Genomic DNA, 15769 nt, shown 5'->3' with positions numbered 1-15769 from the left:
TCACTATTTTGCTATGAATTTTAAGCAGATAGTTAATAAAAAATGAATCACAACATTAAAGGTCTTTCAATGAACAACGTTAGCGATAACCGTAATTTTAAAAGTGGGAATGATCAAAGAATTAATCACCGTTCTTTTGTATTAAATGGTATTGCATCTGCACAAATGGCCCTTCGATTAGGCTATACATTAGGCACTGTATTTGTACTATGTGCATCAAATACCTATGCTGCTGTTATTGATAATTCAACAAAAACTCTAGAACAACAACAAACTGCTCAAACAAATGTAGCAGCTTTACCAGCAATTACCGTAAAAGCTGAACAAGACGATACTTATGCGGGAGGGCAGGTTTCGTCGAAAAGCTCAGTTGGCTTTTTAGGTAATAAAACCGTTATGGAAACCCCGTTTAATACCATTGCGTATACAGATACATATATCGCCGATAAACAGGCAAAAGATATAACAAGTGTGATTGCGAAAACAGATCCATCCGTGTTCACCAATGCGGCAAGTGGTGGCTGGAGTGAAAACTATTATATTCGTGGCTTTGAGTCGAGCCCGAGTGATATGTCTATGAATGGATTGTTTGGTATAACCCCTTATTATCGAACTTCACCTGAAATGTTTGAAAAAATAAATGTACTTAAAGGTCCTTCTGCATTACTCAATGGAATGCCACCAACAGGTTCCATTGGTGGGACAGTTGATCTCACTACCAAACGTGCAACGGATGAACCATTAACACGTTTGACTACGACATATATGTCTGACTCTCAGTTTGGTGGGCATTTAGATGTTGGACGACGATTTGGTGCGGACAAGGAATTCGGTGTGCGAGCAAATGCGGTATATCGGGATGGCTCTGGACCAGTAGAAAAACAGGATTTGAAAACTGAGTTATTTTCATTAGGAATGGATTGGCATGGTGATCGTGCACGTGTTTCGACAGATCTTTACACATCCAAAGATCGAGTGGATGGCGTAACACGAGGCATCAACCTCGGAAAAGATATCGCGATTCCGAAACCGCCGAAAGCAGATACCTTACTCAATCCAGATTGGTCTTTTGTGGACATTCAAGATAAGGGCGCCATGATACGCGGTGAATATGATCTGACCAATAACGTGATGGGGTACGCAACCTATGGACAAAGTAAAACAGAATATAAATATAATGGTGCGATGTCAGCAACTGTTTTAGATAACACTGGAACCTTCCAAACAAGTATTGGTCAACTGGCATTTAATGTTGATAAAAAGTCGGCAGATGTAGGGCTGAAAGGAAAATTTAATACAGGAGCAGTAGGACATCAATGGGTAGTCAATGCGACATATTACAAACATAATCAAGATGATTATGGGGTAAGAAATGTGGCAGGAGCTGAATGGACGACTAATCTTTATGATCCAATTTGGGGGAAAGCTGTCCCTTTTAATGCACCCCTAATATCTAATTCTGAATTGCAATTAAATAGTTACGGTTTGGCAGATACCCTATCTTTTATTGAAGATCGCTTACAGTTAACTTTAGGTGTACGTTATCAAGAGGTAGAAAGTAGTAATTTATTTGTGCCGACATCGACTTTGACTAAATATAAAAAGAATGCAACGACACCAGGCGCCGCAATTCTATTTAAAGCGACAGATAAAGTTTCGATTTATGCAAACTATATCGAGGGCTTAACCAAAGGTGATGCAGCCCCCCTTACTGCGGCAAACTATCCAACAATATTTGCACCTTACAAAACAAAGCAAACAGAATTTGGGGTGAAGTTTGATCAAGGTACATTTGCGCATACCTTGTCATTGTTTGAAATCAAAAAACCAAGTGCTTACACTGATTTAGTAACTAATATATATACGTCTGGGGGAGAGCAACGTAATCGAGGGATTGAATGGAGTTTCTTTGGCTCACCAATTGAAAATGTACGTTTGATGGGCGGTGCATCTTATATTGAACCTGAAGTGACTAAAACAGCCATCCAAAGCAATGAAGGAAATATGGCCGTAGGTGTCCCTAAAACACAAGGGAAATTAGGTGTTGAATGGGATAATGAAGTTGCACAAGGCGTTTTAACTTTATCTAGCAATGCAACCGCAGTTTCGAAACAGTATATCGATCAAGAAAATACATTGCATATTCCTGGTCGTACGCTGATAGATGTCGGTGCACGATATAAAACTTCAATCTCAAATCATCCTATTACTTTTAGAGCAGACATCAATAACTTGATGAATAAAGCCTATTGGGGAATGCCTAAACTATCGAATTTAGCTTTAGGCGCACCAAGAACGTATATGCTATCTGTATCATATGACTTTTAATTTGTTGTAATCTTCAACCGAATAAAAAAACCCGCCATCGCGGGTTTTTTTATGATATTCATATTTTATTTTGGTAAACCATAATGCTGGAAAGAAGACTGTTTAGGAATTCGATATGCATTACGCCCCAGTAATTGATTAATAATGACTGAGTTTCGGGTTGCTCCGATCCCCAAGTCTGGAGAACCTACGCCTTGCTGAAAAATCTCGGCATTCTGAATGAAAATTCGACCTTGTCCCTGATCACAACGTAAAGCGGTAAAGTCTTCTTGAACAATACAATCATTTTTATCATCAACAGCTAAAATAGAACCTTTCATATTTTGGAACCATTCAGGCCAATCATGAACATAGCCTGTAGCTGCAACAAGGGCATCAGTTTCTAATTCGCAACGTTGATCGAGTTGGGTATGCAAACAGGTTAAACGCAGAGAACCCGATTCAAGTTCTTCAACCGATTCAACCTCACAGCTTGTGTATAGGCTTAAACCGGATTTTTCACCAGCCACTGAACGCTCATAAAGCACATCATATATATCACCAATGGTTGAGAAGCTAATCCCTTTATAGATCAGGCCCTGACTAGCAGCAATGTCACGACGTTTATCTCTAGGCAGGCTTTGGAAATATTGCATATAGGCAGGGGTAAAACATTCTTGCCCAAGTTTAGAATATTCCATTGGGTGAAAGCCGGCAGAACGTGTGATCCAACGAATAGATGCACCTGCTTTTACTTGTTCTGGGGTAAGTGAATTAAATAAAGCAAGTACGCATTCTGCTGCACTCTGGCCCGAACCAATAACCGTGACCTGTTTACATTGCTTGAGTTGTTCCTGAATTTTTGCAAACTCCGCAGAATGTTTTACCAAAGGATGTTTGCATGTTTCTAGCCATGTAGGAATTCGAGGTTTAGTCCCAATACCAATCGCCAGATTTTGGCTTATATATTTTTGTTTTTCGCCCGAGGCTGATTCACTTTCTATAATAAATTTATCCAGCTTGGCGTCATATTCCACATGGCTTACGTTTTCTCCAAATCGACAATCGGGTAATTGTTTTGAAGCCCAACGGCAATAATGGTCATATTCACGGCGTGGAATTAAAAAACTGTCGTAATAATAAAACTGATGCAAGCGATCATGTTGATGTAAATAATTAATATAGCCTAAGGGATGGCAAGGATTGGCCATAGTAACCAAGTCGGCAAAGAAAGGAACTTGCAATGTCGTACCTTGCAATAGCAACCCTTCATGCCATCGAAATTCTGGTTTGCGTTCTAAAAATACGCTTTTGATTTCGGGATGATGAGACAAAAGAGCAGCTAAACCTAAGTTGAATGGCCCAATACCAATTCCGGTAATATCTATTTTTTTCATGTTTATACTTTATCTGTTTCCAAAATAATGAAAGTTCAAAATACGAATTAATGTGCTGTTAGTAGTTTCTCTACATCAGCAATATTGCGACATTGAATAAGTTGAACAGGTGAGAGCTGAATCGCGTATGTTTCATTAATACGTTTTGAAACGACCTTTAAATGATGTGGACGTAGCCCGAGATGAGTAAAATGAGTTGAGTTGTCCACTTCCTTATTTGGCGTGTGGCCTATCACTTCTAAGTAAATGTCGAGTAGTTGATTTTGCTGTTTAGCATTATTTTCAAGTGGTATAGATGAATGATCGGACTCATTATTTTTAAAATATGGTCGTTTATTTTGAAGCTCACTGAAAAAATTGCTGAGATCAAAACTGAATGTTTCTGAACCAATAATTTGCTTGATTGCCAATTGCAGTGCATCCAAGAAATCTTCAATCATGTGAGATGAAAATGCTTCTTGGGCATAATCAATATCGAAAATCAAAGCGCCGTCATTTCTTGTGCTAAAGCGAATATCAATTGCAACTTGAGGTGTTTGAGTAAGGCCATCTTGTTGCTGAATAGGATGAGATTCAGATAATACAGGCCATGACAAACCATTTGTAATTACAATTGGTAATACTGGAGCAGTGCCAACTTTTTCAAATAATAGTCGAGCGAGATCAACGCCTGAAAATGAAAGATGCTGTAAACCCTCTAAAACTTCAGTTTGCAAACGGTTTGCTTGTTCAGCAAATTGATCTGAAGTTTTCCACTCAACAGCAATAAACGTAGAGCTATTAGAAAATGGTCCGGCATAGAGGGGAAGTGTAGGAACAGCAACACATAGAGATTTGTCCGTGCTCCAATGAGATAGCACTTCCAAAATAATCGCCATGATGATTGAGTTTTTAAACAGTGAATGTTTCGCTCCAATTTTAGACAACTGTTTAAATTGAGCTTTTTCTATAACCAGACTGTTACGTTGGTAACGCGAAGTCGGTAAATGCTGTAAGGGTGTTTTCCACGGAAGCGCAGGAATGTTAGATAATTTAGAAAATTTTCTTTCCCAGTAAGCCATATCTTCCTGATGAACAGATACGCTATTTTCAACTTCATTTTCTTCTATTTGCGTTTGGATATCATGTTGTTGTCCATCGAATAGCTCTAACATAAGTGAAGCTATAGATCGGCCATCTAAAATTAATGCATCAAAGCGGACAAAAATCGTTAGTAGATTATTTTTTAATAAAAAGACGGTGATATTCCAAGGCGACTGATTTAAATCAAATAGCTCATGCGTATAACTATTTTTATAGGACTCGATGTGGTGAGAAGCACGTTCAGGTTCCCATGTAGTTAGGTCTATTTCTTTTAAATTGACACTCACTTGATCGCTTACATATTGTACTAACCTGTTTTTATCAATATAGGTTCGTAAGCTGTCATGCCGCCGTACCATTTTTGCCAATCGTTGTCTTAATAAAACAATATCCATTTTGCCGTGATACTGCCTAAACTCTTGCATGGCAACACCACCTAAAGGAAGGGCTTGAGTTCGACCTAATAGATAAGCTTGCTGTAATGCATTTAATGGTTTTTGAGACGTACGATCTGACGAGGTATTTTGTGCTGAGTTTATAATTTGTGTATTAAGTTGCTCAGGATGTGCGGCAAGATTTTTAAGTAAATGAATGAAAGATTCAAATAAATTCGTGATCCATTCTTTGGGTAGAGCATCTAAACGGATGTCCCAATTAACTAAAATACCGTCATCTACATGAGCAACTTGTGCATCAAGTGCAACTTGTGGCCCTTGTGAAATGACCCAATTCATTGAGCCAAAAACACGGCGGACACGTTCGGAAAGTAAATTATCATTTTCTAAATCAAGTGCCGCTGTAAATACCACGGGAGCAATCTGTGCACTACCATGATAACGGGATAGGTCACGTAGAACGTTAACACCCGAATAATGTGAATGCTCTAATAACTCAAGCATTTGATTTGCTATTTGTTTGCAGAATGCAGCTAAGGTTGTTATTCCTTTCATATCGACATCAAGGATGACTAAATTAGCAAAATCACCAATAGTGCCTTTGACATTTTTTAAAACCGGCTCGCGCCAAAAAGTAGGAATATTTAATCGGAAGCTGTGATCTTTGGTTGTATGACCAAGCGTATAGGCAAATAGACCTAATATCAGATTGGTCACAGTAATGCGTTGTTCTCTAGCAAGTTGTTGTAATGCTTTTCGTTCTTCCGGCGATAACCACGTACTTAAACGATCACTTTTTGCTGTTTTGAATTCTTGATGAATGAAAGGTAGAGACGGAGCAGGGCTAATATGAGGCAGACGTTGTTTCCACCATAAGCGGTCTCGTTGGTTTAATTTTTTTAGGTCAGGATCTGTCCGTATTTTTTGATACCAGTCAAAAAAATTAGGCGGACGGGAGAATGATATTTCTGGGTCTTCATAAAACAAAGAAAGATCTTCCATTAAATTCAAGAAGCTGGACGGATCTATAGCAATCATATCCGTATCTACATGAAAACGAAAAATATTATTTTTAAGAACACTTATAGAAAATCTTGCAGTCTGGCCCTGACTTAGATCAAGTTTTTGATGGGTCCATTGCTCCCGTTTTTGCATGAGCATTTGCTCAATTTGATGATCGCTAAGCTTTGAAAAATCATCGACTTCTAATATCTGTTGAGCCTTCTCAGCCATGATGTTTGCGATGCCATCGGCACTCAAACTTAATCTCAAAATAGGGTGTTCTTTATAAAGTCGTTGAAGTGCTAAATGTAATTTTTGTAGATCAATAAATTGACCGTCAAATTCTGCATAGAGGTGGGCAGCAACCCCACCTAAAGTTGCGTTGCCAGAGCGACCAAACCAGCAGGCCACTTGCATCGAAGTTAATTCACACATTGAACGATAACTCGGTTGACAAATTAATCTTGTTTCAGCATCATACAAACAAATGAAAATGATTACCAGTTGCATTTGTTAATCATTTCCAATTTTGCTGTGAATATATAGCTTGTCCGTCTTAAGAGTTTTCTTTTGTCGGTATTCAAATTAAATATTTATGCCGATATGTAAGAAAATTTACAAAGAATCAATAGCTTGATAACCATTAAATTAAATTGAATATTTAGAATGTCATGAAAAAACAGTTGATTGAGTTTGTTCGCTGGACTCCAGAGAGAGAGCAACACTATCGAAATAAAGGTTATTGGATTGACCAACCTTTGACGCGCATTTTAACGGTAGGGGTTCAATCGTATCCGCATTCGCCGGCAATTATTTGTGGTGAACGTCAGTTGAGTTATATCGAGCTGGACCGGCTATCAACAAATTTAGCTTCTCGACTAGCTGAAAAAGGCTTGGGTAAGGGTGATACTGCTTTAGTACAACTTCCCAATGTTGCGGAGTTTTATATTGTCTTTTTTGCCTTGCTTAAGGCTGGTGTGGTTGTGCTCAATGCGCTATATAGCCATCGCCAATATGAACTAAATGCCTTTATTAAACAGATTCAACCTAAGCTTTTAATTGGTTCGCGTCAGCATGAAGTCTTTAGCAATAATCAATTTATTGACTCACTTCATGAAGTAGATTTAAGTCCTGAAATTATTTTGATGCTCAATCATCAAGCTACCGATTTCGGACTATTAGACTGGATTGAAACACCAGCAAAGACCTTAGTCGATTTTTCATCTACACCTGCTGATGAAGTTGCTTTCTTTCAGTTGTCAGGTGGAAGTACGGGAACACCAAAACTTATTCCACGCACGCATAATGACTATGACTATAGTGTGCGAGCCAGTGCCGAGATTTGCGGTTTAAACTCGAATACTCGGTTATTGTGTGCTCTGCCAGCTCCGCATAACTTTATGTTGAGTTCACCCGGTGCATTAGGCGTTTTACATGCAGGTGGATGTGTTGTGATGGCACCAAATCCTGAACCGCTCAATTGTTTTTCTATTATTCAAAGACATCAAGTCAATATGGCATCTTTAGTGCCGAGTGCTGTCATTATGTGGCTAGAAAAAGCCGCGCAATATAAAGATCAAATTCAGTCTTTAAAGTTGCTTCAAGTAGGTGGAGCAAGTTTCCCTGAATCTTTAGCCCGTCAAGTTCCTGAAGTTCTCAATTGTAAATTACAACAAGTATTTGGAATGGCTGAAGGCTTGGTCAATTACACCAGACTAGATGACTCCGATGAGCAAATATTTACGACACAAGGGCGTCCTATCAGTCCTGATGATGAAATCAAAATTGTAGATGAGCAGTATAGAGAAGTTCCGGCAGGTGAAATAGGAATGCTTGCGACTCGGGGGCCTTATACCTTTTGTGGTTATTACCAAAGCCCTGAACATAATTCACAGGTCTTTGACAAGGACAACTATTACTATTCGGGCGATCTCGTGCAGCGTACTTCGGATGGTAATTTACGTGTAGTAGGAAGAATTAAAGACCAGATTAACCGTGGTGGTGAAAAGATTGCTTCGGAAGAAATCGAAAAACTTATTCTTTTACATCCGGAAGTTATGCACGCAGCTTTGGTCGCAATTATCGATGAACAATTTGGTGAAAAGAGTTGTGCCTTTATTGTTTCTCGGAATCCTGAACTTAAAGCTGTTGTGCTCAGACGCCATCTCATGGAGTTGGGTATTGCACAATACAAACTTCCAGACCAGATCAAATTAATCGAAAGTTTGCCACTGACCGCAGTCGGTAAGGTGGACAAAAAGCAACTTCGCAGCATTTTAAATACATCTACAACATCTTAATAAATATTGAGCAGCATATGGCTATTGCAAAAATTTCCACTTATCTCATGCCCAAACGAGAGAGTTATCCAAAGAACAAAACAGACTGGCAGTTAGATCCTTCTCGAGCAGTTTTGTTAATTCATGATATGCAACGCTACTTTTTAAATTTTTACGATGCTGAAAGTGAATTAATTAAAACGGTTGTTAATCATTTAGTTCAACTAAGAAATTGGGCACATCAGAACAATGTTCCGGTTGTCTATACCGCACAGCCTTATGAACAACCAGCGACAGATCGCGCATTACTGAATGCGATGTGGGGACCAGGTTTGCCAGCCTCAACAATTGATCAGCAAAAAATTATTGATCAGCTTTCTCCTACTGAACATGACATTGTCTTAACGAAATGGCGTTATAGCGCGTTTAAACGTTCGGATTTGCTTGAAAGAATGCAAAACTGGAATCGTGATCAGCTCATTATTGGCGGTGTCTATGCCCATATCGGTTGTATGGTTACGGCAATAGAAGCCTTTATGAGTGACATACAACCCTTTCTTGTTGGAGATGCAGTTGCCGATTTTTCAGAAGAAGAACATCACTTAGCTTTGAAATATGTGTCTTCACGTTGCGGTCAAGTTGTGAATACCGAATCTGTAGTGGGGCAGGTGGCAACAGGCATTACACGACCTTGGCTAGAGCAAAAGGTCCAGCAGCTTATTGATGAAGAAGAATTAGACCCCGAAGAAAATCTGATTCTTTATGGATTGGACTCATTACGAATTATGCAGTTTTCTTCGGAACTTAAAGCACAGGGAATCAATATTAGTTTTGAAGAATTAGGACGCACACCCACCTTATCAAATTGGTGGTCATTGGTTGATGCACGGCAAAGGATTGCAGGGTAAAGGGTTGCCATCATAAGGCATACGACAAATCCTGGTCGCTAAATTTATACATAAAATTTATATCTTTGATAGCGACTCCTTAGACGACTTGTAATCGTCATATTAACGGAGCAAAAAATGATTTTATCGCCTGCTGATCAAGAGAGAATTGAGACATTCTGGAATTACTGTTTAAAACATCAATATTTCAATATTGGATATCCTGAATCTGCAGATTTTGATTATTCCGCTTTATTCCGTTTTTTCAAATTCTCTATTAATAATTGTGGTGATTGGAAAGACTATAGTAATTACGCATTGAATTCTTTTGATTTTGAAAAAGATGTGATGGCGTATTTTGCTGAAATTTTTCAAATTCCCTTTGAAGAAAGCTGGGGATACGTAACCAATGGTGGCACAGAAGGTAATATGTTCGGCTGCTATCTGGCGCGTGAGCTATTTCCAGATTCCACATTATATTACTCAAAAGATACGCATTATTCGGTTGGAAAAATCGCCAAATTATTGCAGATGAAATCTTGCGTGGTTGAATCATTGGATAATGGTGAAATCGACTATGATGATTTAATCCATAAAATAAAAACCAATAAAGAAAGTCACCCCATTATTTTTGCAAATATTGGCACGACCATGACTGGCGCAATTGATGATATTGAAATGATTCAAGAGCGCTTAACGCAAATCGGAATTATGCGCCGAGATTATTATATTCATGCCGATGCTGCCTTAAGTGGCATGATTTTACCTTTTGTTGATCATCCTCAAGCGTTTTCCTTTGCTCATGGTATCGACTCGATTTGTGTGTCTGGTCATAAAATGATTGGTTCACCAATTCCGTGTGGCATTGTTGTGGCCAAGCGACAAAATGTAGAGCGTATATCGGTAGATGTTGACTATATCTCTACACGTGATCAAACCATTAGTGGTTCACGCAATGGTCATACCGTCTTGCTGATGTGGGTGGCAATACGTAGCCAAACCAATTTACAAAGACGACAGAGAATTCAACATTGTCTAAAAATGGCCCAGTACGCGGTTGATCGTTTTCAGGCAGTGGGAATTCCTGCTTGGCGGAATCCGAATTCAATCACTGTGGTATTTCCATGTCCTTCTGAGCACATCTGGAAAAAGCATTATCTGGCAACTTCCGGAAATATGGCTCATTTAATTACTACGGCACATCACCGAGATACACGTCAGATTGATAGCTTAATTGACGATGTTATTTTTGATTTACAAGGTGCCTCTAAACGTACAGTTGGTTTTTAGTCATATCAACCAAGATGATTTAGACAAATCCATATTAATTTTTACAGTCTAGAAAATGATCTAAAAATATTTTGATAGGGTGGTTAGGAAGTTTTTGATGCAATTAAAGTTTTTAAAAAAATACTTTTTATATGATTTTCTTATTCATGCTTTTTTAAAGCCGAAAATGGCAATTCTTGCTGGTCAATTGAAGCGAGATTTTATTTTAAGTACCGCTTTTTCTATGAATATAAAGAGAGATAAGCATGTCTGATTTAAAGTTATCTCATCTGATGACAGACTCTTCCTTGGCACCTGCACTCAAGCCAGCATTTCCTAAATTATTTGCAGGAACGCTTGCTGCCGTATTTTCAGGTTTAGCTATTTTAACTGCCCTGTGGGGCATGATTCAGTTGATTGGTTATTTATCTTCTTATTGGGTGATCTTTTCAGCGTTTTTTTGGATAGTTGGGGCGGCATTGGCAGCACTGGCCTCATGGTTAGTGCATGACGCAGAGGCTGGATTTTCGGCACGATTACGTCGTCAAATTGCTCATCATTTAATTCGGTTACCGACCACAACCTTATCAAAACAGGGTGACCAAAACTTAAAACGACTCGTTTCAGACGATATCGCGACTTTACATCACATGGTGGCGCATTTACCGTCGGAAATTGCGATTTTTGCTGTAATCCCTTTAGTTTCTATTGTTTTATTAGTTGTGTTGGTTGGCCCGATGGCACTTTGGGTATTATTACCTGGGGCAATTGCTTCACTCTATTATTTAATTATTGTTCCCCATGTATCAAAACGGGATGGCGCTGCGCGTATGCAGGTCATGTTAGATATTATTGGTTCTGCTGATGATTATGCGCGCGGCATTCGTGATAATCGAATATATGGGCAACAATCAGGTGCTTTAACAGCCTATACTCAATCAGCACAAAATTTCACTCAAAATATGGTGTCTTGGGTGAGTAAAGTCGCAACACTCGCTGCTGTTGCCACTGCATTACTACAAGCTGTTGCAACCTTTGCCATAGCCTATCTCGTAGCTTATCAATACGACAGCATGACCTTGGCTGCAACACTTTTCTTTAGTTTGGCCATCGTGACACCTTCGCTACGTTTAGGGCATGGTCTTGATTATGTCGCTGCTGGGCGAGCTGCAGCTACTCGTTTATCTGCATTCTTAAAAGAACCGGTACTCTCATCGGGTAATCTACAACAGATTGAGCAAGATGTAACACTTGAAATAGTTAATGCAAGCTTTGCAATCGAAAATCAAAAAGTATTGGATCGATTAAGTTATGCATTTCCAAAAAATTCAATTACTGCAATTACAGGGCCAAGTGGAGTTGGCAAAACAACCTTACTGCGAGCACTTGCTGGGTTCGCTGTATTGCAAGAAGGTGTCGTTCAATTAGCAAAAACAGATATTTTGCAATTACATGAAAAACTAAGACATGAAAAGGTTTTGTTTATTCCACAAGGTGGAGATGTATTACCGACCACAGTAAGAGAAAACTTGTCCTTATCTGCCGTTAATGCAAATGATGAACAACTTGAGCAGGCATTACTCAAGGCACAACTAAAAGTAGATTTAAATGCAGATGCAACTTTACTTTCAGGCGGTGAAAAACAGCGCATAGGAATAGCGCGTGCTTTTTTATCCTCAGCTCCTATTATTTTATTAGATGAGCCAACGAGCGCACTAGACCAGACCAATGCGACAAAAATAATATTGGAATTAAGCCGCTTAGCTAAAAACCAGAATAAAACCATCGTCATGGTCACTCATGATCTTGCCTTAGCTGCGCATGCCGACAACAGGTTAGTGCTTAAAGGCCCAACTGACTCAGGGAAATCTTTATGAATACTCCTGCTAAATTAAATAAAGATCAGATTTTTTCGATGCTTCCTCGTGCGGCCAAACAAAAATTAATTATTGTTGGTATCGGATGGATCATTGTTGCAGCAATTGAAGCAATTGCATATACCGTATTGGCATTTGCTATTGTCAATCAATGGTCTCCAAGTTGGGTTCTCATCAGTGCAATTGCAGCAATATTAGTGACAGTTGTGGTCACTCGTGCTGGCTTCCTTACTGGTGTGCGTTTAGCAGGGGACCTATTTGCTGAGTTAGGCAAATCTTTAGCTCGTGCCAAGCTCTCTTGGTTTACCAATGAACAGCGTGCTCAGATTAAAACGATTGCTGGACAGGGAATTCCTGGGTTTATGAGTATCCCTGCTCATCAATTGCAAACCTTTTTACATGCGCCTTTTATGCCTTTGTTTCTAACAATAGGAATAGGCCTGCTTGCTGGAGCAGGCGTAGCATTTGTCGCTTTAGGCTTACTTTTACTCTCTTTATTTGCTCAATTCTTAGCACAACGTGCACTCATGCATATTGATAAAAAGCGTAATACTGCCGATTTAGCCGCTTCACAAGCAACGCTGGAATTGGTTGATCATGTTGAGTTATTACGCACGGCAGCTGGTCCTGAACGTGCGGTCCAAAGGCTAGAACATCGTTGGGAAGAGCAAGAAGAGACATTAGTACGGATTAATCGTGCTGCTGCATTTGCAAGTTTTATTGCAACCTTGGCAAGTGTTTTACCCATTGCAGGGATGGCAACATATCTGGTGATCGCTGGAGTCAATCATGCTGCTTTGGTATTGGCATTACTCGTCTTAATTGGACGTGCAGCAGCGCCGTTAGGTGAACTTGCTACCGCAGGGTTGCATATCAATGATTTGTTTGCTGCACTGCGCAATTTTAATCAGATCACCCATCCACCTGAGTTGCCTGAGCCATTACACCCTCAAATTCCTACTGGCCATCATATTTCGGTACAAGACGTTAGCTATGCGCCAGCAATTGAAAATATATCTCTCGACATCGCATGGGGGAGCAGAGTATGGGTTACCGGACCAAGCGGTAGTGGTAAGAGTACTTTACTTGAATTGCTTACACGGTTTGATGATCCACAAAGAGGAAAAATTACTCTGGGTGGCATAGCTCTTGATCAAATGAAATATGAAGTTTTGGTCTCGAATATCGCTTATGTCACGCAAGAACCTATTTTGTTCACAGGAACACTCGCTGAAAATATCCGTTTAGGTAAACCTGATGCAACTGATGATGAAATAGAAAAGGCTGCAAGAGATTCCGCATTAGGAGCAATGATTGACCGTAGTTCAGAAGGAATTAATCAATCGGTTGGTAAACAAGGCAGCGCATTGTCCGGTGGTGAACGTCAGCGAGTCGCAATTGCGCGAGCATTACTCAAAAATGCGCCAATTTTAATACTTGATGAAGCAACCTCTGCCTTGGATGAAGAGACTGAGCAAGAAATCGTTACAACGATACGTACTCTTTCTTCTACGGTTATTTTTGTGACACATCGTGATTCCGCCATTTGGCAACCGACTCAAACTATCAATTTAGCTTCAACTTCTGTTTAAAAAATAACGCAGAAACCTGATTTAGGCATTTTTTATGAAAGAAAAATGCTTAATATTTGGAGAATTCTTAAGTGAATAAACATCAATATAATATGTTCTGTTTACCGCCTGCGGGGAGTAGCGCGAGTATTTATCATCCATGGAAAAAGCAGATCTCTGACAATATTCGTATTATTCCTATTGAATATTCGGGTCATGGTATAAAAATAAATGAACCATTGATTGATGATCCTGATCTATTGGCTATGCAAATTGCCACTGAAATACAAGTTTACTCAGACACACCGTTCATTTTATTTGGACATAGTGTGGGAGGTGGCTTGATTTGGAAAGTACTCAATTATTTGAATGAAAAAACAATGATTGATCAGTTGAGATTAATCGTTATAAGTAGCCGACCTGAGCATCACTATATTCAACATATGCGGTACAAGCATGAGCTAACTGATAAAAAAATTATTGATGAATTGAAGCGATACAATAATTTTCCTGATGAAATTTTAAATAATCAGGATGCACTCACATTCTTTCTCAAAATCATTCGTAATGATTTCTATCTTAGTGATCAATTACTTAGCGAGAAGATTCATAAGACTGAGGTCCCGATTGTTGCATTTTATGGCAAACAAGACCCTGATATTCCTAACAAAAGAATGATGGATGCATGGCAACAACACACAGAAAAGTGGTTAGGTAGTATTGAGTTTGAAGGGGACCATTTCTACTTTCTCAATCCCGAGACCCGAATAAAGATGCTTGAAAACATTGCTGCCATCGTTGAAACATTGACTGTGAATATTGAATAAAGTGCAGACTATGAATAGGGAGAAGCAGGTAAATAGAGGGGCTAATTCATGTCTGGATGAAATAAATATTCAATATGAAAAGCTAACAGCTTTCGGGCTAGATATATATAAAGTCCAGCTCAGTGAAATCAAAGAAATATCTCAGCTTGATCATATCTATCAGGAGCTGAATATATTTCTTCCACCGAATATAAAAAGCTCACGCTTCATTCGTAAATTAGAGTTCTTGACGGGGCGCTTAGCAGCCAAATATGCATTACAAAGCCTCAATTTACAAGATTCTATTGTTCATCAAGGTAAACATGGGGAACCCCTATGGCCCGAAGGAGTGATAGGTGGGATTAGCCATGTTGGATCAAAAAAATCATGTCATGCCATCGCATATGCTAGAAATAACACGGTTAAAGAAAAAATATTTGGAATCGATATAGAGTCTCAAAAACATTATATTTTTTTTCAAAAGAAAGATGAATTTTATAATGTTTTCCTCAATAAAAACGAGCAAGCAGAAATCGAAAAGCTACAAAAAGATCAAGCATATTTATATTTGATAATATTCTCCGCTAAAGAAAGTATCATTAAAGCATTTTGTTTGAAATATAAGCAAATTGTTGATTTTAAAAATATAAGCTTTAAACAGCTAGATGGCGAGTTTCTTTATTTTTACCTTAGGCAAGAAACTTTAATCGAGATAAATCTAGAGATTAAAGTTCAATTTTTTTATACAAATAACGAGATAATTACAATTTCTTGCATTGAAAACTAAATTTATTATTGATAATAATAATCATTTGCATTAATGTGTGTTTCAGTATTTTTATACTCCTATATTTAAAAAGAAGTACTACAGAATTTGCTTGAAAAAAATCAATGTG

At 38.7% G+C, this 15769-nt stretch carries 11 protein-coding genes; 9 read left to right on the top strand and 2 right to left on the bottom strand.

Annotated features, from left to right (window positions below; all coding sequences use genetic code 11):
• Positions 1 to 42 precede the first annotated feature (42 nt).
• Complete coding sequence (gene bauA / locus HJG58_RS09650; RefSeq protein WP_170248706.1) at positions 43 to 2328, top strand: TonB-dependent siderophore receptor BauA; 2286 nt, start codon at positions 43 to 45, stop codon at positions 2326 to 2328.
• Positions 2329 to 2393: 65 nt separating this feature from the next.
• On the opposite strand, the gene basC is transcribed toward bauA, so the two are convergent.
• Both basC and basD read right to left on the bottom strand, forming a co-directional pair.
• Positions 2394 to 3704, bottom strand: coding sequence for a putative histamine N-monooxygenase (gene basC / locus HJG58_RS09645; protein ID WP_021511016.1), 1311 nt, complete (start codon positions 3702 to 3704; stop codon positions 2394 to 2396).
• Between the two features lie 47 nt (positions 3705 to 3751).
• Positions 3752 to 6694 (bottom strand): acinetobactin non-ribosomal peptide synthetase subunit BasD, encoded by a 2943-nt coding sequence (basD, locus tag HJG58_RS09640; RefSeq protein WP_216076551.1) that lies wholly within the window; start codon positions 6692 to 6694, stop codon positions 3752 to 3754.
• Positions 6695 to 6855: 161 nt separating this feature from the next.
• On the opposite strand from basD, the gene basE reads away from it, so the two are divergent.
• The 8 genes from basE to HJG58_RS09600 all read left to right on the top strand — a co-directional run bounded on the left by basE (position 6856) and on the right by HJG58_RS09600 (position 15660).
• Positions 6856 to 8484: a (2,3-dihydroxybenzoyl)adenylate synthase BasE gene (basE, locus tag HJG58_RS09635; RefSeq protein ID WP_170248705.1), complete on the top strand. Its 1629-nt coding sequence runs from the start codon at positions 6856 to 6858 to the stop codon at positions 8482 to 8484.
• Between the two features lie 17 nt (positions 8485 to 8501).
• Positions 8502 to 9371, top strand: a complete 870-nt coding sequence (basF, locus tag HJG58_RS09630) for an acinetobactin biosynthesis bifunctional isochorismatase/aryl carrier protein BasF (RefSeq protein WP_170248704.1) — start codon at positions 8502 to 8504, stop codon at positions 9369 to 9371.
• Positions 9372 to 9488: 117 nt separating this feature from the next.
• Positions 9489 to 10640, top strand: a complete 1152-nt coding sequence (gene basG / locus HJG58_RS09625; RefSeq protein ID WP_170248703.1) for an acinetobactin biosynthesis histidine decarboxylase BasG — start codon at positions 9489 to 9491, stop codon at positions 10638 to 10640.
• A gap of 97 nt (positions 10641 to 10737) precedes the next feature.
• Positions 10738 to 10893 (top strand): hypothetical protein, encoded by a 156-nt coding sequence (locus tag HJG58_RS09620; protein ID WP_002058914.1) that lies wholly within the window; start codon positions 10738 to 10740, stop codon positions 10891 to 10893.
• The gene (barA, locus tag HJG58_RS09615; RefSeq protein ID WP_216076550.1) at positions 10886 to 12496 is read left to right on the top strand and encodes an acinetobactin export ABC transporter permease/ATP-binding subunit BarA; all 1611 of its coding nucleotides are present in this window, start codon (positions 10886 to 10888) and stop codon (positions 12494 to 12496) included. Before HJG58_RS09620 ends, barA begins: the two co-directional genes overlap by 8 nt.
• Positions 12493 to 14088, top strand: coding sequence for an acinetobactin export ABC transporter permease/ATP-binding subunit BarB (gene barB, locus HJG58_RS09610; RefSeq protein WP_170248702.1), 1596 nt, complete (start codon positions 12493 to 12495; stop codon positions 14086 to 14088). The genes barA and barB overlap by 4 nt, the downstream gene beginning before the upstream one ends.
• Before the next feature lie 71 nt (positions 14089 to 14159).
• Entirely contained in the window at positions 14160 to 14894 is a 735-nt protein-coding gene (gene basH / locus HJG58_RS09605) for an acinetobactin biosynthesis thioesterase BasH (RefSeq protein WP_170248701.1), read from the top strand.
• Between the two features lie 10 nt (positions 14895 to 14904).
• Positions 14905 to 15660, top strand: a complete 756-nt coding sequence (locus tag HJG58_RS09600) for a 4'-phosphopantetheinyl transferase family protein (protein ID WP_170248700.1) — start codon at positions 14905 to 14907, stop codon at positions 15658 to 15660.
• The last annotated feature ends 109 nt before the right edge of the window (positions 15661 to 15769 follow it).

Origin of the sequence: Acinetobacter geminorum, from assembly GCF_013009345.1 — a bacterium.
Classification (GTDB): Bacteria; Pseudomonadota; Gammaproteobacteria; order Pseudomonadales; family Moraxellaceae; genus Acinetobacter; species Acinetobacter geminorum.
This window is presented reverse-complemented; position numbering and strand designations above follow the sequence as displayed.